The sequence below is a fragment of the Luteolibacter flavescens genome, from assembly GCF_025950085.1.
In the GTDB taxonomy this organism is placed as follows: Bacteria; Verrucomicrobiota; Verrucomicrobiia; order Verrucomicrobiales; family Akkermansiaceae; genus Haloferula; species Haloferula flavescens.
Genome location: NZ_JAPDDS010000002.1, coordinates 79,803 through 98,497 on the forward strand (window position 1 = coordinate 79,803; position 18,695 = coordinate 98,497).

The 18,695-nt window shown below is 64.2% G+C and carries 16 protein-coding genes and 1 tRNA gene; 6 read left to right on the forward strand and 11 right to left on the reverse strand.

The annotated features are described in order from the left end of the window. Positions 1-148 precede the first annotated feature (148 nt). From OKA04_RS03825 to OKA04_RS03835, 3 genes are all read left to right on the forward strand, one after another. Positions 149-1,144: a YybH family protein gene (locus tag OKA04_RS03825; protein WP_264499804.1), complete on the forward strand. Its 996-nt coding sequence runs from the start codon at positions 149-151 to the stop codon at positions 1,142-1,144. Positions 1,145-1,166: 22 nt separating this feature from the next. Further along, on the forward strand, positions 1,167-3,083 hold the full coding sequence (locus OKA04_RS03830; RefSeq protein WP_264499805.1) for a tetratricopeptide repeat protein: 1,917 nt from the start codon (positions 1,167-1,169) through the stop codon (positions 3,081-3,083). Positions 3,084-3,225: 142 nt separating this feature from the next. Beyond that, positions 3,226-3,300 (forward strand) — tRNA-Glu (locus OKA04_RS03835). Between the two features lie 76 nt (positions 3,301-3,376). Here the strand turns inward: OKA04_RS03835 and OKA04_RS03840 are convergent. Continuing rightward, positions 3,377-5,107: a hypothetical protein gene (locus tag OKA04_RS03840; protein WP_264499806.1), complete on the reverse strand. Its 1,731-nt coding sequence runs from the start codon at positions 5,105-5,107 to the stop codon at positions 3,377-3,379. Next, entirely contained in the window at positions 5,104-6,579 is a 1,476-nt protein-coding gene (locus tag OKA04_RS03845; RefSeq protein ID WP_264499807.1) for a hypothetical protein, read from the reverse strand. The genes OKA04_RS03840 and OKA04_RS03845 overlap by 4 nt, the downstream gene beginning before the upstream one ends. A gap of 130 nt (positions 6,580-6,709) precedes the next feature. Here OKA04_RS03845 and OKA04_RS03850 point away from each other — a divergent pair, with 130 nt between their 5' ends. Beyond that, positions 6,710-7,972 (forward strand): MgtC/SapB family protein, encoded by a 1,263-nt coding sequence (locus OKA04_RS03850; protein ID WP_264499808.1) that lies wholly within the window; start codon positions 6,710-6,712, stop codon positions 7,970-7,972. Between the two features lie 231 nt (positions 7,973-8,203). Here the strand turns inward: OKA04_RS03850 and OKA04_RS03855 are convergent, their stop codons facing one another. The 4 genes from OKA04_RS03855 to OKA04_RS03870 form a co-directional block, all read right to left on the reverse strand. Next, positions 8,204-8,518 (reverse strand): YHS domain-containing protein, encoded by a 315-nt coding sequence (locus OKA04_RS03855; protein ID WP_264499809.1) that lies wholly within the window; start codon positions 8,516-8,518, stop codon positions 8,204-8,206. 2 nt (positions 8,519-8,520) lie between these two features. Further along, positions 8,521-8,766, reverse strand: a complete 246-nt coding sequence (locus OKA04_RS03860; RefSeq protein ID WP_264499810.1) for a hypothetical protein — start codon at positions 8,764-8,766, stop codon at positions 8,521-8,523. Between the two features lie 145 nt (positions 8,767-8,911). Beyond that, entirely contained in the window at positions 8,912-11,047 is a 2,136-nt protein-coding gene (locus tag OKA04_RS03865) for a multicopper oxidase domain-containing protein (protein WP_264499811.1), read from the reverse strand. Between the two features lie 100 nt (positions 11,048-11,147). Beyond that, positions 11,148-11,531, reverse strand: a complete 384-nt coding sequence (locus OKA04_RS03870; RefSeq protein WP_264499812.1) for a hypothetical protein — start codon at positions 11,529-11,531, stop codon at positions 11,148-11,150. 125 nt (positions 11,532-11,656) lie between these two features. On the opposite strand from OKA04_RS03870, the gene OKA04_RS03875 reads away from it, so the two are divergent. After that, entirely contained in the window at positions 11,657-12,367 is a 711-nt protein-coding gene (locus OKA04_RS03875) for a hypothetical protein (protein WP_264499813.1), read from the forward strand. On the opposite strand, the gene OKA04_RS03880 is transcribed toward OKA04_RS03875, so the two are convergent. From OKA04_RS03880 to OKA04_RS03890, 3 genes are read right to left on the reverse strand one after another with little or no spacing between them, the layout of a single operon-like run. Beyond that, positions 12,312-13,550 carry a permease gene (locus OKA04_RS03880; RefSeq protein WP_264499814.1) on the reverse strand — a complete coding sequence of 413 codons (1,239 nt, stop codon included), beginning with the start codon at positions 13,548-13,550 and terminating at the stop codon, positions 12,312-12,314. The two genes, OKA04_RS03875 and OKA04_RS03880, sit on opposite strands and share 56 nt — an antisense overlap. Positions 13,551-13,560: 10 nt before the next feature. Continuing rightward, positions 13,561-13,836: a metal-sensitive transcriptional regulator gene (locus OKA04_RS03885; protein WP_264499815.1), complete on the reverse strand. Its 276-nt coding sequence runs from the start codon at positions 13,834-13,836 to the stop codon at positions 13,561-13,563. 60 nt (positions 13,837-13,896) lie between these two features. After that, the gene (locus tag OKA04_RS03890; protein ID WP_264499816.1) at positions 13,897-15,540 is read right to left on the reverse strand and encodes a DUF4139 domain-containing protein; all 1,644 of its coding nucleotides are present in this window, start codon (positions 15,538-15,540) and stop codon (positions 13,897-13,899) included. Between the two features lie 129 nt (positions 15,541-15,669). Here OKA04_RS03890 and prfB point away from each other — a divergent pair. Next, positions 15,670-16,810 (forward strand): peptide chain release factor 2 gene (prfB, locus tag OKA04_RS03895; RefSeq protein WP_425503651.1). Its coding sequence is split into 2 segments (ribosomal slippage): positions 15,670-15,747 and positions 15,749-16,810, totalling 1,140 coding nucleotides; the frame shifts between segments, so codons are not numbered across the junction. 143 nt (positions 16,811-16,953) lie between these two features. Here prfB and OKA04_RS03900 read toward each other — a convergent pair. Continuing rightward, the gene (locus tag OKA04_RS03900) at positions 16,954-17,613 is read right to left on the reverse strand and encodes a GDSL-type esterase/lipase family protein (RefSeq protein WP_264499818.1); all 660 of its coding nucleotides are present in this window, start codon (positions 17,611-17,613) and stop codon (positions 16,954-16,956) included. Between the two features lie 397 nt (positions 17,614-18,010). Continuing rightward, positions 18,011-18,679 carry a response regulator transcription factor gene (locus tag OKA04_RS03905; protein ID WP_264499819.1) on the reverse strand — a complete coding sequence of 223 codons (669 nt, stop codon included), beginning with the start codon at positions 18,677-18,679 and terminating at the stop codon, positions 18,011-18,013. Between the last annotated feature and the right edge of the window lie 16 nt (positions 18,680-18,695).

Below are 18,695 nucleotides of genomic sequence, written 5' to 3' on the forward strand. Positions count from 1 at the left end.
GGGACGGGGTTTCTGCTTTCTCCGGAAGGCGGTTCCGCGGCGACGGATGCGTTGCCAAAATAACAATCGCAACTCCGGTGCGTTCGGGTATTAGCTATGTTTCCCATCTGTTCCGTTAGATGGGGTTCCACCGCTTTCCCTATCCGAAATGAAAATCCGGACCTACCTCCGGCGACCGCTTCTGGCCGCCATCTTCGCCGCGCTGCCCGGCCTCGCGATTGCGCAGGATCCCGCGCCACCGACCGGCCCCGCCGCCGGGGAGCAGTCTCCCGACGATGCTGATGTCGAGTCGCTCGGCAAGGCCGCCGAGCGCTTCGTCGCTGCCTTCAATGCGAAGGACGCCGCCACCATCGCCGGGCTCTTCCTGCCGGAGGGCGAGATGATCGCCCGCGATGGCGAGACCTACCGCGGCCGCGAGGCCATCGAGGCACGCTACCGGGAGATTTTTGAAAAGGACGACGATGTCCCGCAGGTAGCGCTGGAAGCCTCGGCGGTGCATCTCATCGCGCCCGGCGTGGCCATCGAGGAGGGCACGGTCCACTTCACCACGTCCGAGAGCGAGCCGGTGAAGTCGATCCGCTACTCCGCCACCCAGGTGAAGCAGGCGGATGGCACCTGGCTCATCGCCAGCACCCGCGATCACCTGGAAGTCACGCCTCCGTCCGAGCGCCTGAAGCCCCTCGGCGGCCTGGTCGGCGAGTGGACCTATGAGAGCGGCGAGGGCGTCCGCACCGACCTCGCGATGGATCTGGATGCGAGCGGGAATTTCCTCCTCGGTGAAGCGGTGGCATCCGATGCCGACGGCGGCGTCCAGAATACGACCATCCGCATCGGCTGGAATCCCGCGACCTCGTCGGTCTTCTGGTGGACCTTCGACAGCGACGGGGGAAATGCCAGCGGCCAGTGGACCCGCAGCGGCGAGGGCTGGCTGATCCGCACCAGCGGCGTGACCGCGGATGCCGAGACCAGCGCCGCCACCCAGCGGCTATCCTTCGACGGGGAGGACACCCTCGTGTGGACCTCCACCGACCGCGTGCTGGATGGCGAGACGCAGCCGGACGTCGAGATCCGCTTCGTTCGCCGCGCACCCGACCCGGATGCCGGTCCGGTGGCCGATACCCCGGAAGCGCCCGAGGGCGAGTGAACCCCTATCATCCTTTCCCATCATGAAACTCCTCACCCCATGGATGGTCTTCGCCACCATCTGCTCCCTCATCCTCACCGACGCGGATGCCCGCGGCGATGGTGCCCAAGGAGCCAATGCCCGGGGCAAGAATGCCGCCGGGGTCTCCCGCGGGCCCGGTGGTAATGCCCGCCCGGCCCCGCGCAGCCCGATGACCGGCTCGCGCCTGAACCGCCCTCAAGCCCGGCCCGCCGTACGTCCCCAACCTGCCGTCCGGCCCACTCCGAAGCCACAGGTGCGTCCCGGCGGCGGGGGTGCGGTCCCGCAGCGACCCGTCGTGCGCCCGGCACCGATTCCACAGGTCCGCCCTGGTGCAGGTGGCGCCCAGCGGCCCGCGGTCCGGCCCGGCGGCAATATCAAGCCGATGCCCGTGCCCGCCCGCCCGGGGACCAAGCCCGGCAACGTGACCTACCCGCGCCCCGGCCAGCGGCCCGGCGGTGGAGGCAATATCATTCGTCCTCCCGGCGGAGGGAAGCCGGTCATCCGTCCCGGTGGCGGCAATGGCCTGATCAACAAGCGCCCGGTGGTGATCAATCGCCCCAATTTCAACCCCCGCCCGGCAAACCGCCCCGGCTGGGGGAACAACTGGGGCAACTGGGGAAAATGGAACAACAACCGGCCCGGCCGCCCCGGCTACCGGCCGAACGTGAACATCACGAACAACGTCAACATCCAGATCAACAACAACTTCCGCCGCTACAACAACTGGGGCTACCGGCCTGCCTACTGGGGCAGCCGCCCGTGGTGGAATGCGAACCATTACCACGGCTGGCACCATGGCTCCTGGAACTACGGCTGGAATCGCCGCTGGTATGGCCACTACCACTGGAACCGCCCGCGCCCCCTGCCGGGCTACGTGATCTATGACGATCGCGGCAGCTTCTCCGATGGCGTCGCCTGGGGACTCGCCGCGTGGGGGCTGGGGAACCTGATCTACAACCTCGGCTACCAGACCTACACAAATCCCTACCCCGCGCCGCCCGTCCAGAGCAGCACCGGCGTCACCGTCATCAACTACCGCGAGCCGATCACCGTCTCCGCCGGAAAGCTGCCACCGGGTGACGAAACCGCGGACGATAGCGCCGAGGAAAAGGCCAGCGCCGCCCTTGAGGCGTCCCGCGCCGCCTTCAAGCGCGCGGACTACCTCGCCGCGCTGAAAGCCGCAGACGAATCCATCGCCTGGGTGCCGGGCGACACCGCCGTCCACGAGTACCGCGCGCTGATCCTCTTCGCCCTCGGCAAATACGGCGAGGCCGCCGGCGTGCTGAATCCCGTGCTCGCCTCCGGCCCCGGCTGGGACTGGACGACCATGACCGGCCTTTACGGTTCGCAGACCGTCTATACCGAGCAGCTCCGCCGGCTCGAGGACTACACGCGCGCCGCGCCGACGAATGCCGCCGCCCGCTTCCTGCTCGGCTACCACTACCTCGTCTGCGCCCATCTCGATCAGGCCTACGAGCAATTCGACCAGGTGACGAAGCTCCAGCCCGCGGACACCATCGCCGCCCAGCTCCGTGATCTCTGCGCCTCCTCCATCTCCCCGGACACGGGCGATGACACCACCGCCGATCCCCCCGTGGAATCGGAGGCACCCGCCGGCCCGGTGCTCGCCGCCGATCAACTCGTCGGCACCTGGGTCAGCGACCGCGGCGCACAGGGTGGCAAGGTCACGCTGAAGCTCGGCGAGGACGGGACATTCTCCTGGTCCTTCGCCAAGGACGGCGAGAACACCGACCTCGCGGGCACCTTCAGCATCGACGAGCGCGGCCTGCTGGTCTTGGAAAGCGACGACTCCCAGATGGTCGGCGAGGTGAAGCTGCCCGCGGACAAGAAGCTGAACTTCGTCCTCTCCGGGGGACCGCAGGGCGATCCGGGGCTCGATTTTGACAAGGCGCTGTGATACCTTCAGCCCGGTCCAGTGCCGCTCCAAGCGACGCCGGGCCGGGATTTTCCGAGGAATCACAATTTTCCTACCAAAATTGTCTTGCCACGAGGGTCCGCCCGATTATTTTTCCGCCCGCCGCACGCGGCGCCAATAACAAGACCCGTTCGTCTAACGGTTAGGACTCTAGATTTTCATTCTAGCAATAGGGGTTCGATTCCCCTACGGGTTGCCACTTTCGAAAACGCCACTTTCTCCGGAAAGTGGCGTTTTTCTTTGGTCTGCGGGAGGACGATCCCGGAAGCGTCCGCTCACTCCTTCCACGCCGCGCCGCTGTCGAGGTAGTCCGCGACCTCCCCGCGATCCCCCGCAGGCAAGGAGGAAATCCAGGCACGCGCGGCTGCCGGCTCATACTCGGCCCAGCGCCCGGCCAGATTCTTCGCCGCCCACAGGCGGGCGGTGCCCTCGGGCAGGCTCGCCACCCAGCGGCCCGCCGCCCGCGGATCACGCAGTCCCCACCCGCTGGCGAACTGGGAGATACCCTTCTCCACGTCTTCCGCCGTCATCCCCTCTCCCGACGACGGGTCAACGAGCAGATGCCCGTAAGCCGCTGCGGCTAGCTCATGCGGGATTTCATCGGACGCTTGCCCGATCAGATTCGCTGCGATCTTGCCCTTCTCCCCGGCCGGAAGCCCCTGAAACGCCGCAGCCGCCTCCATCGCCTCGCTGGCATCCCACGTTGTGGCGATATTCCCGTCAGCATGACGCGTGTCATCGGTGAAGCTGGCGATCCACTCGGGAATGGAATTCACTTGGGCGGGCTGTGGATCGACCGTGCGAATCGCGACCCCAAAAGTAGTGTCGAGCCGTTCATTCGCGAGCGCTATATCCTCAGGGTCCGTTAGGCAGGCCAACAGGTCGTCGGCATCTTTCTGATCCTGAAAGTTGCGACGGTTGAAACAAGCTTCCACCAGATATCTGCGCTCGTCCGCTGACAAGGAATTCGTCTCCAAAAGCCGAAGCGCCTCTCCAGGTGTTTGCGTCGCCCAGGCATTAAGCGACAGCGATCGGACAAGCCTCACATCCTCCTCATTTAATCCTACCGCACTCAGATCAGCCGCCAACCAGCGTGCGGGATCGTTTGTGGAGAAGCCCATGATCCTTCCCCGGATCGCTGCCTCCAGCCACCCCGGTGGTAGCGATTCCGCGATATCTAGCAGCCCGTCGATGCCACTGCTGAAATCGCTTATGGCACGACTGAAGCGATCCCTTCCATCGGGCTCGTTCACGAGAGCTAGCACGGTCGTGGCGAAGTCCTTTTCAAGAGCGATCGTGTCAAAACAGGCCCTCGCCTCCATCTTGAGATCATCCGGCCATCCATTCATCCGGGCGGAAACGATTTCCGGATTTGATTCCGCCATCCGAAGAAGAAGCCTCGAAAAGAAAGGCTGCTCGAAAGCCCCGGCATCTCTCCAAAGCTCCGAAAGTTTGTCGGCCAGTACTTCCGGAATTTCTTCCAAGAACACATCCAAGTACCAGATCATGGGAAGGTAATCGCCCTTTTGACGATGGGATAGAATAACCTTGAATGCCGCCTCCGGATCTCCCTCGGCCCAACGCTGGATCATTGTGTCCAGTGCGGCATCCTCCGACCGGATGAGATAGTCGATCAGCCCGGCGGGATCATTCTCCAACCAGCGATCCCGGACGATCCGCTCGAAAACCAGCGACTCCATCGAGTCCCGCATGCCGAACCACCCGGCGGCAAGCCATTGCTCCAATTGATCCACGGGGATGGCTGCGGCCAACGCGAGCGTCGCGCGCATCCGCTCGTCAGCCGTGCGGGCCGCCCGGACAGGTGCGAGGAGCTTCTGAACCGATGCCGGAAGCCCTGATTTCATCTCCTGACGTGCGGTCTTCGTGGACAAGGCTGGCGGATCAGACGTGACAGCGGCTTCCCGATCGCCACTTGCCAGCCAGCCCGTGAGAACCCCTGCCGCCAAGGCGAGCAGGCCGAGGGATGATGTTCGGGAGGCTTTCATCGCCAGATCATGAAATGATCGAATTTGTCCAGTTCAGACTCCGATAGCTCCGCACCATCGATCCATGCATCGGCAGCAGCAGGTTCAGCATTTTTCCAATCGATCAAGATCTCCACCCGGAGGCTCGTCCGCGAATCCTCGTCCTCGATCTGCCCTGCCGACTGCAGCGCGTCGGCATACCTGGAGGCGCTGGAAAGTCGTCTGGCGACTGCGGTCTTGCCGCGATCGCGAAGCGGTCCGGGTGGCTGCTCTGAGAGCCAGCCGGAGAAATCCTCCAGATTTTCAGAGGCCCACTTGCCCCCCACACGCGCCATGACCTCCACGCCATGGCGGCTGGCGACGTCCATGGTGGCCCGAGGATCGGCAGCGACCAATCCTTCAATAAAGTCGCCCACCCCGGCGATTGCATCCACGGTTTCGGTGTCCGTGCCACCATCTGAATAGCGGATTTGTGAGATCCGATTCAGCGCGTCCGGGAGCGTCTGGAAAACTTCATCGAAGCGTGCCAAGGCCTGCCGCGGATCTCCGGCAATCATTTCATGGCCTAGCAGCGCAAGTCGCTCGGCCTTGATCCGTGGTGAGTCCGTTGACCTGGCCATCTCCAGCGCGGCAGCGGGATCACTCTTCGAGAGATGGGCGAAGGCCGCGCGCTCCAACTGCCACTTCAGCATCCCCGAACGGCTCCTCGCAGCCAATTCGGCAAGCAGCTCGGGATGCGCCTCCTCAAGGGTCTCGATGAACTCTTCCTCGAAGTCTCCCCCGGTCCGGTCCGGATGCTCCTCCAGCCACGCCAGTGCTGAGTGAGGATCTTCCCGGGTCCATCTCTCAATGACCTCGGTCTCCCCGGACCCGCCACGTTTCCGCAGGAACAGCAAGGCCCCGGCGGGATCGGTGGCGGCCAGGTCCATCGCGATCTGCTCGAAATCCATGTGGTAATCGCCATGCTCCGGATGCGCCTCAATCGCCCACTTCACCCGCTGCGGGTGAAAGCGAGCGAGCGACTGCATGACATCATCAAAGAATTCGCCGGGCACCTCGCGGACAGCCGTTTCGGGGTCATTCATTGCCCATGCCCACCAACAAGCCGATAGCTTGGTGTCATCGGACTTCGCCGCGTCGAGAGCACCTTGGGGATTCAGCTTCGTCCAACGGGCAAATAGCAGCTTCAGCACCTCATCGTCCGCTTCACTCCGTTCATCGTAGCCCTGGAGAAATGCCTGCATCTGGCGTTCATCCGCATCCAGCAGCCAGAGCGCGAGGTGCCGGTAGAGCGAGGCGTCATCCAGCGCCAGCAGGCTCTCCACGGTATCGGTGGACTTCAGCTTTGGCAGGGCAGCTCCCGCACCGGACTCCATCCCGCCAAGGTCATGCCTCGACTGCACGGAGGCTTCCCCGGCCGGAGTCTCCTGCTCCCCGCCAAGATGCCGCGACCCGAAGCCGATGGCGAAGCCCGCGGTCAATGCCAACGGCACGAGAAGATATGCCTTTCGGATCACTTGCCGTGACTTATCCGGCAGGCTGCGCGCGGACAAGCCAAAGCGAGGACCATCGTTCCTTGCGCCACGGCGGGGGTGGACCTAACATGGCAGACCCGATCCACCCATGCCCGATCCCGAAACCATCCCCGGCACCCTGGAGCTGCTGAAGTCGCTCGGCACCGCGCTGGGGCTGGGCCTGCTCGTGGGCCTGCAGCGCGAGTGGACGCGCGACCGCATCGCGGGCATCCGCACCTTCGCGCTCGTCAGTCTCTTCGGCGCGCTGAGCGGGCTGATCTCACTGACCTTCGGCGGCTGGGTCTTCGCCGCCTCCCTGCTCGCGTGCGTGGCAGTCCTTATCGTGGGGAATGTCACCGCGATGCGCGAGGGCAAGGCGGATGCCGGGCTCACCACGGAGATCGCCGTGCTGGTGATGTTCGTCACCGGTGCGGCGACCATGACCGGCTACCTCGTCGAGGCGGTGGTCTGCGCGGGCACGGTGATGGTGCTGCTGCAAAGCAAGGCACCGCTGCACGGCATGGTGCGGAAGATCGGCGAGGACGACCTGCGCGAGATCGCCCGGCTGGTGCTCGCCGGACTCGTGATCCTGCCGCTGCTGCCGAACAAGGAGATGGGCTACCTCGGCGTGCTGAATCCCTTCAAGATCTGGCTGATGGTCGTGCTCATCATCGGCATGAGCCTCGCCGCCTATCTCATCGGGAAATTCATGAGCGGGGCGAAGGGCGCGGCTGTCGCAGGCATTCTCGGCGGACTCATCTCCAGCACCGCCACTACCGCGAGCGTGTCACGTCGTAGCCGCGATGCAGGAGCAGGCAGCGTGATGATGGCGGCCATCATCATGACCGCGTCATCCGTCGTCTTCGTCCGCGTGATCGCCGAGGTCGTGGTGGTCGCCCCGAGCCAATACAAGGCACTGCTTCCACCTCTGCTCGCCATGATGGGATGGACGGCCATCGTCGCCGTGGTCACGCATCGGCTTGCGTCAAAGGAAGGTGCCCCACCGAAAGAGGAAAGCGCTCCCTCCGAACTGAAGGGAGCGATCGTCTTCGGCCTGCTCTACGTGCTCGTGCTCTACGGCGTGGCACTGGCGAAACAGCACTTCGGCAATGCCGGCCTCTACGTGGTGGCTGCCGTCTCCGGCCTCACCGACATGGACGCAATCACGCTTTCAACGGCAGGCATGGTGAACTCCGGCCACGTCGATCCGAAGACCGGCTGGCGCGTCATCCTTCTCGGAGGCCTCGCCAACCTCATTTTCAAGGCGGGGATGGCGGTGAGCCTCGGCGGGAAAGGATTCCGCGTGCCGGTGATCTCCGGATTCGCCGCCTCCTTTGCAGGAGGCCTGGCGATCTTCTTTCTCTGGCCGTGAACGTGGCCCGCGTCAGCTCGCCGTGTCTTCGTGCGGGTGCTTCATTTCATGAAGCTCGTGAAGGCGCTGCTGCTGGCGCTGGACATGTTCGGCCTTGAGCTTCTTTTGCAACTGCTGCTGCTCGTGAAGCTTCCGTAGTGCTTTTGGATTCTTGTCGCCCATGGTTTTGGAAATGGGGGTTCAAGGATACCATGAACCCTTTTCCATGATCCGCAAGCGACGGGGAATCCGCTAGCCCTTTGCCTTTGCGAGTGCCCGCACGTACTTGCCGGGGTTCTTGTTGAACTTCTTCAAGCACGGCTTGCAGCAAAACTCGAAGGTCTGCCCTTCGTACACGGTCGAGACTCGCTCGTCCATGTCATCGAGGCCGTCGTCCGTGACCAGACAGGTCTTCAGCGGATAGGGCTTCGGCTTCGCGGCCACCTTCTTCTTCGCCACCTTGGCAGTGGAGGAAGCGGGTGCCGCATCGGTGGTGGCGGCAGGCACCGGCGCGGCGCAGGACGCCAGGCCGAGTGCCAGCACGGTGAGGATCAGGGTCGCCTTCATCTTCACGGGATCTTCGCGAGGTTGGCATCGAGGTTCTTCTCGAACTTCGCGATGCAGGGCTTGCAGCAGAACTTCACTTCCTGGTCGCCATAGACCTTCGTCACCGGCGTGCCCATCGAGCCGAGCTTGTTATCCGTGAGCGCGCACATGTCGCTGGTGTAGCGCTTCACGTTTGCGGAGGAGGTGCCGCCGGTGCCTGCACAGGAAGCGAGGAGGGCGGTGGTGATCAGGGTCAGTATCGTTTTCATGTTCGTATCGTATGTTATCGTGTTTGTCGGAAAGTGGCGGGTTGGGAAAAAGTAGCGGGGTGTTGGTAGCCGTGGCGTTGATCGTAGCTGGGGCATCCTGCCCCAGTCCGTTACAGGGGCGTCCCGCCCCTGCTCTTGCTGGCTCTCAGAACCGGAAGCGGATGCCGCCGCCGAAGCCGTGGTCGGAGTGGTACTGGGTGGTCAGCGAGAATTGCTTGTTCAGCAGCCAATCGGCACCGGCGCTCCACTCCCACTCGCTGCCGGTGTCGTAGTCGATCTCCGCGAAGACCCCGAGGCGGTCCGTCACCTGGATCGACTTGCCGAGGCCGACGCGCACGTCGCCCTCGCTGTCGAGCTGCGCGAAGCTGTCCACGAGGTAGGGCAGCCGGTAGTTCACCCCGGCGAATGCGCGGTTCTCCTCGTCGTCCTTGTCCGTGAAGCGTCCGCCGAGCACGGTGGAGAAGTTCGGATTGAAGTAGCGGCTCCACGCGACATCGACCTCGTATTCATCCTCGTCATCGCCGTAGCCGATGAACCAGTCCGCGTAGAAATCGTTCCTCGCATTCCGCAGCGTCAGCCGCCCGTCGCTGAGGTGGCTCTGCACGCTGCCATCGAGGAAGAAGTAGAGCGGATCGTGATCGTGATCCCCGCCATGCGGCACGTGGCCGAGCTGGCGCGGGTCCACGGTGCCGGTCTTCGCATCCGGATCTCCCGGCAGGCAGCAGATGTCATTGCAGACGATATTGCTGCCTTCCTTCAGCTTGCCCGGCGGCTGCCACGAGGGATCCTGGTAGGAGAAGATCCGCGTCATGCCCGCGTGCATGTGGTAGAGCAGGTGGCAGTGGAAGAGCCAGTCGCCGGCGTCATTCGCCTCGAACTCGATCGTGCGGCGGGCCATGGGCGGCAGGTCGATGGTGTGCTTCAGCGGCGAGTATTTCCCCTGCCCCATGAGCACGCGGAAGAAGTGCCCGTGCAGGTGCAGCGGATGATGCATCATCGTGTCATTGATCAGCTCCAGCCGCAGCACCTCGCCCTTCTTGATCGGGATGATGCCGTCCTCGGCGAAGGTCTTGCCATTGAAGGACCAGACGTAGCGCTCCATGTCCCCGGTCGCGCGCATCGTCAGCGTGCGGCGAGGCAGGCCCGCGGGCAGCTCGGTGGAGTGCGGCGAGCGCAGGCGGGCATAGGGAGGAAGCGGGCGCTCGGGTTCGCTCGCCAGCGCCTCGGCCTCGCTCACCGGCTTCGCATCCATCTCGTCCATGGCCGCCATGAGGTGGGAGTCCATGCTGTAGTTGTCCGGCTTCGGGACATCCGGCGCGGGATGTTCCTCCCCGCTGCCGATCCACACCGAGGCATGGCCGGAGCCATCCTGCGAGGTCGCGCGGACCTCCCACTTCCCGCTCGCGGGCACGGTGACAAGCACGTCGTACGTCTCCGCCATGCCGGTGAGCAGCCGCTTCACGCGGATGGGCTGCACCGCCGGGCCATCCGCCGCGACGATCTTCAGCGGGCCGGTGGCGGACTGCAGGTAGAAGTAGGTGGATGCCGCCGCATTGATGAAACGCAGCCGCAGCGTCTCGCCCGGCTGGCCCGGCAGCTCGATCGACTCGTGGCCGTTCGCAAGGAAGGCATCGTAGCCCACGTCGGAAATATCCATCGCAGGCATGCGGCCCTTTTCGCGCTCGAAGAAATCCTTCAGCGCACCGGCCTTCGCCGCGCCGGTCAGGCTCTGGGTGGTGCCCTTCTTGAAGGCATACCACTCGCTGCCGCGGGCCAGCGTCCGCATCACCTCGTCGGCGTGCTCGCGCGTCCAGTCGGACAGCACCACCACGTGGTCGCGGTCGGCCTTCACCGGCTCGCCATTCTTTGGCAAGATGACGATGGAGCCTAAGACGCCCATCTGCTCCTGGAGCCCCGTGTGGCTGTGATACCAGTAGGTGCCGGCGTGGGTGATGGGGAACTCGAAGGTGTGCGTGGTGCCGGGCAGGATCGAGGGCGTGGTCACGCCGGGCACGCCGTCCTGCGCATTTGGCAAAAGCAGGCCGTGCCAATGGATCGAGGTGTCCTCGTCCTTGAGCTGGTTGTGGACGCGGATGCGCGCGGTATCGCCCACGCGGAAGCGGATGGTGGGGCCGGGGACGCCGCCATTGATGGTGATGGCCCGGGCTTCGCGGTGGCCGGGCGGGGACCACTTTTGTTCGGAGATATGGAGGTCGTACTCGACCACGCGCGACTGCGCGACTGTGAGGGATAGCAGTAGGAATAGGATGATCGTTTTCATGACGTGATGATGGGAGTTCGGGTGCGGACACGAGGGTGCCGGGCAAACACACGGAACATCGCCGCGGCAAAAGGGCCGCGGACGGGGCATCACATCATCATCAGATCAGGAACCTCTGGAACATCACGAGCCGCAGGCGCGGCGGCCCCGTATCGTGATGGAAGTCCGGCTGCGGAAGCTCGCTCACCGGCACCGGCGGCACCGGGATCTCGGCGAGGGACATCAGCACCGGCGGCAGCTCGATCGCGGTGAAGACCGGCAGCACCGGCGGATCTTCCACCTGCTTCGGGCTCTTCATCGCGCAGATGCACGGGCCGTCCTGATGCGGGTGCTTCTTCCCGTCGCTGTCCTTTTTCTTCGACCCGCCACCGCAGCAGTGGCTCGTCTTCGCCGTCTCATGCACCGGGTCCAGAGCACAGCAGCAGGCCGGGTTCGCGATGACGATCGCGAACAAGACTGCCAGGATGCTGCGGAGCAGTTTCATGATACGGGGTATCCGTGGGACGCTTTGTATTAAGGACTATTCCTTCACTGGTTCAAGAGCTAAGCCGGACTGACATGGAGGCAATCTTGCTCCAGCCAGCCATTCCTGATAAGTCTGTATCCCGGATGAAAGCCCTCCTTCTTTTTCTGGCGCTCTGCCTGCCTGCGGTTCCCGCGAAAGCGGATCCCTTCGAAGGCTTGGAAACGACCGACCTGTGCATCGCCGTCGTCCAGCGGATCGAATCCGGAGGGCTTACGGAAAAGCAAGCGACGGAGATCCTCCAAAAGACCATCGACCGGGCGAAGAAAGAAGTCGAAGCCTACAAGCCGCCGGACGCCAAGGTGGTGGAGCGGTTGCTGGCTGCGGAAGACCTGAGCGCTTCGATGACCCTCATCTATTCCGACGGCTGCACCCATGGGGAAGCAGAGGAAATCCGGTTCACCCGCAAGGATGATCTCCTCACCGTGGAAGCCGGAGAGACCCGGCGGCTTGGCTTCTCTTTTTCCAGCGTGGCTGAGAACGACAAGGCACTGCGCGAACGCTTTCAAAATTGGCAGGAGCTGGTTCGTCAAGTGGTGGCAGCCGGGCCCGACTCCAAATGGTTGGCCGAAACCACCCCCGAAGAGCTGCTCAAACGTGGTCGGCAATTTGAAAACCTGATCGGTGGAGCAGGTTTTCAAAAGGTCGCGATCACTCTCAAGAGCGGGAAAGACCAGCTCGTGATCAAGCAGGAGAACGGGAACCATTTTCATCAGGCAATGAAGTGGCACTCGGAGCTCGTCAAAGCGCTCCCTGATTCAAAAGCCAAGCCAATACTAAAACCTGCGGCACGGTGAGCAGGGGCAGGACGAAGGCGGCCTTCCACGACTTGGTCGTCTCGCGCAGCACCATGATCTCCGTATAGTCGGTGGCGGCACCAGCCATCAGGAAGGTGAAGGCATTCCCCGGGGCGGCGGCACGCGTGAGCAGGTCGGCGGCGACCGGGCTGGAGCCTTCCGAGCAGACCTCGATGGCCGTGGTGGCGATGAGCGTGAGCGCGAGGCCGAGCAAGGAGGGGCCGAAGTATTGCGAGAAGATCTCGGTCGGCACGAAGGCCCGGATCGCCGCGGCGAGGACCACGCCGAAGAAAATCCAGCGCAGGATCATCCGCGACTCGCGCAGGCCATCGATGGCGATCGCCTTGAGGTTCGTGCGGGTCGGCTTGATCTGCGTGAATGCCTCGCGGAATGCCGGACGGAAGCGGAAGTCTTCCGGAAGGTCGCGGTGGTTCGGATTCGCGGGCAAGACCCCGCGCTTTACCAGCCGGTCGGCGAGCCAGCCGGTGGCAACACCGATGACCATGGAGAGCGCGATGAAAAGCAGCATCCACTTCCACCCGACAAGCGCGGCGAGGATGAGCGTGAGCGACAGCGAATTCCACGGGCTGGCCACGAGGAAGGCGAGCGTCTGCCCGAGCGAGGCACCTTTCTTGTAAAGCTGCGCGCCCACCATGAGGATGCCGTGATTGCACAGGTCCAGCAGCGTCCCGGCGAGCACGGCGCGGAGGATGCCGCCGAAGCTCCCGGCGCGACCAAGCAGACCGGAGATCAGCTCCTGCGGCATGCGGCCGATCACGCCGACCGCGACGATGCCCGCGAGCAGACCCCACCAGGCCTTTGACATGAACTCCCAACTGCCGTGGGCAAAGGTGTGCCACCAGGCGGGGCCGCCCCCGATGAAGTGCCCCGCGATGCCCGCGGTGACGAGCACGAGCGAGCCCCACAAGATCCAGTCGGTCTTGCGGGTCGGCGCGCAGCATGAGGAGACCTGCTCCTCTTCACCTCCCCCGCCGCAGCAGGAGGGCTTGGCCTGGCTTTCCTCCACCTGAGGTACGCAGCATGACGGGACGGGCGACTTCCGCTCCATCGACCCGAGCCCAAGCCCGGGCAGGCGGCGGATGGCCGGAACTCCCGAAGCGGCAGCAGCAGCCGAGGCATCGGGTTCCTTCTCCGGCGAGTCGGGATGACAGCAGGATTTCATGGCGGTCGGGTCAGGCGAGGCGGCGCTTGTAGAGCGCGACGAGTTCTTCCAAGCGGCGGTCGAGCTGCTTCGGGTCCGAGGCTGCCTCGGTCACGCAATGCGTCACGTGATCCTCCAGCAGCTTCGCCTCCAGCGCCCGTAGCGCCGCGTGGACTGCCGAGATGGTGTGAAGGATTTCCGGGCAATCGCGGTTCTCCTCGATCATCCGGCCTATCCCCTGCACCTGCCCGGCAATGCGGTTCACCCGCCCGAGCAGGGGCTTCGTCTGGCAGCAGTCGCGGTCCATGCAGATACCCATAGGGGGTATGGGTAAAACTGCAAATGGATTTTTTCCGACCGACTCCCCTCAATGACTCACGAGCACCGAATAGCGGTAGGTCACGGTCTTCTGCTCGCCCGGTGCCAGCTTCAGCGTCCACAGCAGCTCGCGGCGCGGATTCACGCTGGTGACGCCTTCCGTGCGCAGGCGGGCGACGGGCTTGTCCTGTGCCTCGATCATCTCGCCGGAGAACTCCGCCCGGATATCGAGCGTCACTTCCTTCCCGCGGAAATTGTGCAGCTCCAGCGTGCCCCTCACCGTGGTCCGCCGATAGTTGTTGCCGCCCACCCATACGAGCTCGCGCTGGCCTTCCTCCTCGACTTCCGAGGAGCGCGTCTGGAGGCTGAGTGCCTTTGTCATCCGGAGGCAGGTCGATTGCCCCGGGTTCACCCACTGGCTGAGTCCCTGGCTGCGGAAGCGGCCGCCCTCCGTGATGACGACCGGCGCGGTGGTCAGCGGGAAATCGAAGGGATTGACGAACTTCAGCGCGTCCCATGCCTCATTCTCATCCCGCTGCATGCCCGACGAGAGATAGCGGCCATAGGCATCGCGAGGGTCCTTCACCACCCACTCGACCACTCGCTCGCAAGTCGTCTCCGCGGCCGGGAGCTCCATGGAAAGCGAGTCGCCCGGTGCCAGGCTGCGCTTGCCGATGGACTCGTAGTTCAGGTCATCTCCGGCACCGCCTTCCTGGAAGTCCGGCAGTGCATTCGCGGGAGCAGCGGACACCGAGTTATACATCACCATCTGCTGCGTGGCGGCACCGCGTGCGCCGGAGACGCGGCTGGTATCCTGCCCGAGCTGCTGGAAGAAAGCCGTGAGCGTGGCGCCGCCCCACAGCGCGGAATCGACATGCGCGAACTCGATGTTCGGAAACCCGGAGATGAGCTGCACCTCGGTATCGCGGAGGCCGATGAGTTCATTGCGGACCACGGTGCTGCGGCGGATCGAGAGCTTGCCGCCCTCGCCCATGTCCATGCGATAGGAAGGTGCCCACGCCAGCCCCCGGGCGAGATACGTGATGCGTACCCGGCCACCGTCGCGCGGGGGCTGGCTGACATCGAAAACCATCACCGGCTTCTCCGACTCCCGCTTGGCCACGACTGCCGGGCCATCGACGGAGATGGAGGCGATCGAGTAGAGTTCGATGAACTGCCGGCCGCTCGCACTTTCCAGAACAAGGAAGTTCCCCGTGCTGGCCGGGGTCTCGGTGCGCGGCGGGGAGATTCCGCGCCACGAACTCGATGCGTCGAAAAAGCCGCTGTCCCACGACTTCGTCACGGGCTGCTCCGGCAGCGCCCACACCTTGCCCGACACGACCGGCGCTTCACCCCCCTCGCTGCCTTTCTTCAGGCGCAGCGTCACCGATTGCCCCGCCAGGTCGCGCTGCAGGATGCCGGTGGGCACCGCGACCGCTTCATCAACCATCCGTGTAGTTGCCCGCACGCTCACCACGCCATCGCTTTCGATCCAGAAGCCGCCGTGGATGCTGCGCGGCAGCTCGTCCCACACATAGCTGCCAGCCTCCTTTGCCTCGAAGGACGCACGCACGACCGCCACGCCGTTCTTGAACAAGCCGACCGACTCGACCTGTGGCACCGCCGGGATTTCCCCGGAGGCATGAAAGGAGACCGCGAACAGGAAGCCGGTGGCGAGAACGAGTTTCATCATCCTCCCGGCATAGCGGAAGCGGGGCATCCTGTCCGTAAACGCTCGGTAAAAGCGCAGGCTACGCACCCCGCTGCCCGCCACAACACTCCTTGACTCCCCACCCCCGTGCCCGCACCTTCCGCCCACCTTATGGCTGAACCTCAAACCGCCGACCTCTCGGCGCTGGATACGGACGCTCTGAAGAGCCGTCTGACCCAGCTCGGGAGGTATCTTTGACGTCCCTACCTTGCAGCGCGAAATCGCCTCGCTGGAGGCCGCGATGGGTGACCCCGATTTCTGGAACAATCAGGAGAAGGCCCGCGCCACCAACACGCGGATCGCCGGACTGAAGAAGAAGATGGGAGCCTTCGAAAAGCTGAGCGGCCGCTACGACGACCTGCTCGCAGGCATCGAGCTCGCGAAGGAATTCGACGATCACGATGCCGCCGTGGAGGCCGTCAATGGCGCTGCGGAACTCGACAAGGACATCGCGTCCTTCGAACTGCTGACACTCCTCGACCGGCCGAACGATTCCGCCTCCTGCTATCTCATCGTCCAGGCGGGCGCGGGCGGCACCGAGGCCTGCGACTGGGCACAGATGCTCTTCCGCATGTACACCCGCTGGGCGGAGCGCAAGGGCTTCACCTGCGAGACGATCTACTGGGAAGACGGCGACGAGGCCGGCCTGCGCGGCGCGACCATGAAGGTCACCGGCGAGTATGCCTACGGCTACCTGAAGAACGAGCGCGGCGTGCACCGTCTGGTCCGCATCTCGCCCTTCGACTCCGCTGCCAAGCGTCACACCTCCTTCGCCTCCGTCGATGCGACGCCGGAGATCAACGACGAGATCAAGATCGACATCAACGAGAAGGACATCGAGATCACCACCATGCGGTCCGGCGGCAAGGGCGGCCAGAACGTGAACAAGGTGGAGACGGGCGTGCTGCTGCGCCACCTTCCCACCGGCATCCTGATCCGCTCCACGAATGCCCGCTCGCAGGGCGCCAACAAGGAACTCGCCTACGAGATCCTGAAGGCAAAGCTCTTCCAGCTCGAGGAAGACAAGCGCAAGGCCGAGGCCGAGCGCGCCTACGGCGAAAAGGGCGACATCGGCTGGGGCAACCAGATCCGCTCCTATGTCTTCCAGCCCTACCAGAAGGTGCTCGACCTGCGCACCGGCGAGGAAACGGGCAACATCCAGCACGTGATGGACGGCGACATCGACGCCTTCATCGAGGCCAAGCTCCGCGGCAAGGTCCGCGTGAAGGGCGGCAGCAACGACGACGACTAACCGCGGCCGCGGCATCCTGCCGCCAGCCTCCCCCCCCGGGCAACGTAGCTGGAGCGTCCCGCTCCAGTCCGTTGCCGAGGCGTCCCGCCTCGGTACGAAATCCAGAGCTGTAGCCGGTCCGCACAACGGACCGGCCCACCTCCTCAATGCTTTGGCAGCAGCGGCAGCAGCAGCTCCCGCCACACCGCATAGCCCGCATCGCTCATGTGCAGGCCGTCTTCCACGAAAAGCTCCGGGATCGTCTTGCCGTCCTTGTCCAGGAAGCGGTCCCAGGATCCGGCGACGTAGGTGATGCGCTTGTCCGCCTCGGCCGTCTTCTTGAAGCGCGCATTCATGTCCGCTTCCTTGTCGCGGATCGATACGCGCGAGGGGCTGGGCCGCACGCCCATGATGATCAGCTTAGCCTCCGGGACCTTTTCGAACAAACGGCGGCGGAACTCCGTGAAATCCTCCTCCACCTGCTCGGGCGATTTCTTGTCCCACAGGTCATTTCCCCCGCAGTAGAAGACGACCAGCGAGGGCTCGTAGCGCAGCACGCAGCGGTCGAGGTAGTGATTCACCTCGGAGATGTGCGCGCCGCCGAAGCCGCGGTTCAACGCCTTCAGGCCGGGGAAGACCTTGCCCAAGTCCATGAGCCGGATGCTGGAACTGCCGGTGAAAACGATGCCGCCTTTCTCAAACGGAGCCTTCTCGTCCGCCGCATCAAAGGCCGCGATCTCCTTGGCAAAGCGGTCCGGATTCGGATCGGGCGTGGCGAAAGCGATCAGCGGAAGGAACAGCAGCAGGTGGAGCAAGCGCTTCATGCCTCCCCGTTACCGCAATTGCCCCTGCGTTTCATCAACCGAAACGGACATTCGTGCGATGCCGCCACCCGTACACGAAAAGGGGCCGCGCACTCACGCAGCCCCAATGAATTTCGTCATGAAATTTTCATTCCCTGAGGGCCGGAGCCCCTTCGGATGAGTAGAAGCTGCCAGAAAACGCCGGGCCTGTCATGTCCCCAAGATTTGGGACACGCTCATGGCCCGCTCTGGCCACCCGATCCGGGCATCCGGGCAAAAGAAAAGGGGCCGCGCACTCACGCGGCCCCAATAAATTTCGTCATGAAATTTTTCATCCCCGGAGGCCGGAGCCCCTTCGGATGTGAAGACCCTGCCTGAAATCGACCGGTTTGTCATGTCCCCAAGATTTGGGACACGATCAGGACAGGTCGAGCAGGCCGCGACGGATCGCCTCGCTGACCGCGGCGGGCAGGTTCCGCACGTGGAGCTTGTCGAAGCAGCGCTTGATGTACTCCGTCACCGAATGCTGGCTAAGACCGAGCTGGTCAGCGACTTCCTGCCGGGTCAGGCCCTTCGCGGAAAGCTGGAGCACCTCGGCCTCGCGGGCGGAAAGCGTCTCACCGCCCTGGATCGGACTGAGCTGGCGGAAGGTCTGGAGGATCATGCCGGCGATCTTCGGGTCCAGCGGCGTCCCACCGGCCAGCACCTCCTCGAGGGTGGCGATGAGCCGCGTGGCGCTGCCCGCTTTCACCAGATAGCCATGCGCGCCGGCCTCCAGCGCGGCGAAGACCTTTGCCTTGTCCGTGAAGGCGGTGAGCACCAGCACCTGCACTCGCGGCAGCAGCTCGCGGACCTTCTTGATGCCGTCCACCCCGCTCATACCCGGCAGGCCGAGGTCCGACAGCACCAGATCCGCATCGAGACCGCCACGGATCGCCTCGATGGCGTCCTCCATCGTGGAAAACTCGCCGACGCAGTCGTAGCCGCGCTCGGTGAGCACCATCGACACCGACTCGCGGAAGTCGGCGTGGTCCTCGATGAGGATCAGTCGGATCGGCTTGGATTCGTCGGATTTGCTGGCAGCCACGGGAGCATTGAACGCT

Excerpts from the sequence above, each read along its gene's own strand:
- OKA04_RS03850 (WP_264499808.1), top strand. The coding sequence starts at position 6,710 with ATGCCCGATCCCGAAACCATCCCCGGCACCCTGGAGCTGCTGAAGTCG.
- OKA04_RS03840 (WP_264499806.1), bottom strand. The coding sequence starts at position 5,107 with ATGAAAGCCTCCCGAACATCATCCCTCGGCCTGCTCGCCTTGGCGGCA.
- OKA04_RS03865 (WP_264499811.1), bottom strand. The coding sequence starts at position 11,047 with ATGAAAACGATCATCCTATTCCTACTGCTATCCCTCACAGTCGCGCAG.
- OKA04_RS03825 (WP_264499804.1), top strand. The coding sequence starts at position 149 with ATGAAAATCCGGACCTACCTCCGGCGACCGCTTCTGGCCGCCATCTTC.
- OKA04_RS03885 (WP_264499815.1), bottom strand. The coding sequence starts at position 13,836 with ATGGACCGCGACTGCTGCCAGACGAAGCCCCTGCTCGGGCGGGTGAAC.
- OKA04_RS03880 (WP_264499814.1), bottom strand. The coding sequence starts at position 13,550 with ATGAAATCCTGCTGTCATCCCGACTCGCCGGAGAAGGAACCCGATGCC.
- OKA04_RS03860 (WP_264499810.1), bottom strand. The coding sequence starts at position 8,766 with ATGAAAACGATACTGACCCTGATCACCACCGCCCTCCTCGCTTCCTGT.
- OKA04_RS03830 (WP_264499805.1), top strand. The coding sequence starts at position 1,167 with ATGAAACTCCTCACCCCATGGATGGTCTTCGCCACCATCTGCTCCCTC.
- OKA04_RS03890 (WP_264499816.1), bottom strand. The coding sequence starts at position 15,540 with ATGATGAAACTCGTTCTCGCCACCGGCTTCCTGTTCGCGGTCTCCTTT.
- OKA04_RS03900 (WP_264499818.1), bottom strand. The coding sequence starts at position 17,613 with ATGAAGCGCTTGCTCCACCTGCTGCTGTTCCTTCCGCTGATCGCTTTC.
- OKA04_RS03855 (WP_264499809.1), bottom strand. The coding sequence starts at position 8,518 with ATGAAGGCGACCCTGATCCTCACCGTGCTGGCACTCGGCCTGGCGTCC.
- OKA04_RS03870 (WP_264499812.1), bottom strand. The coding sequence starts at position 11,531 with ATGAAACTGCTCCGCAGCATCCTGGCAGTCTTGTTCGCGATCGTCATC.
- OKA04_RS03875 (WP_264499813.1), top strand. The coding sequence starts at position 11,657 with ATGAAAGCCCTCCTTCTTTTTCTGGCGCTCTGCCTGCCTGCGGTTCCC.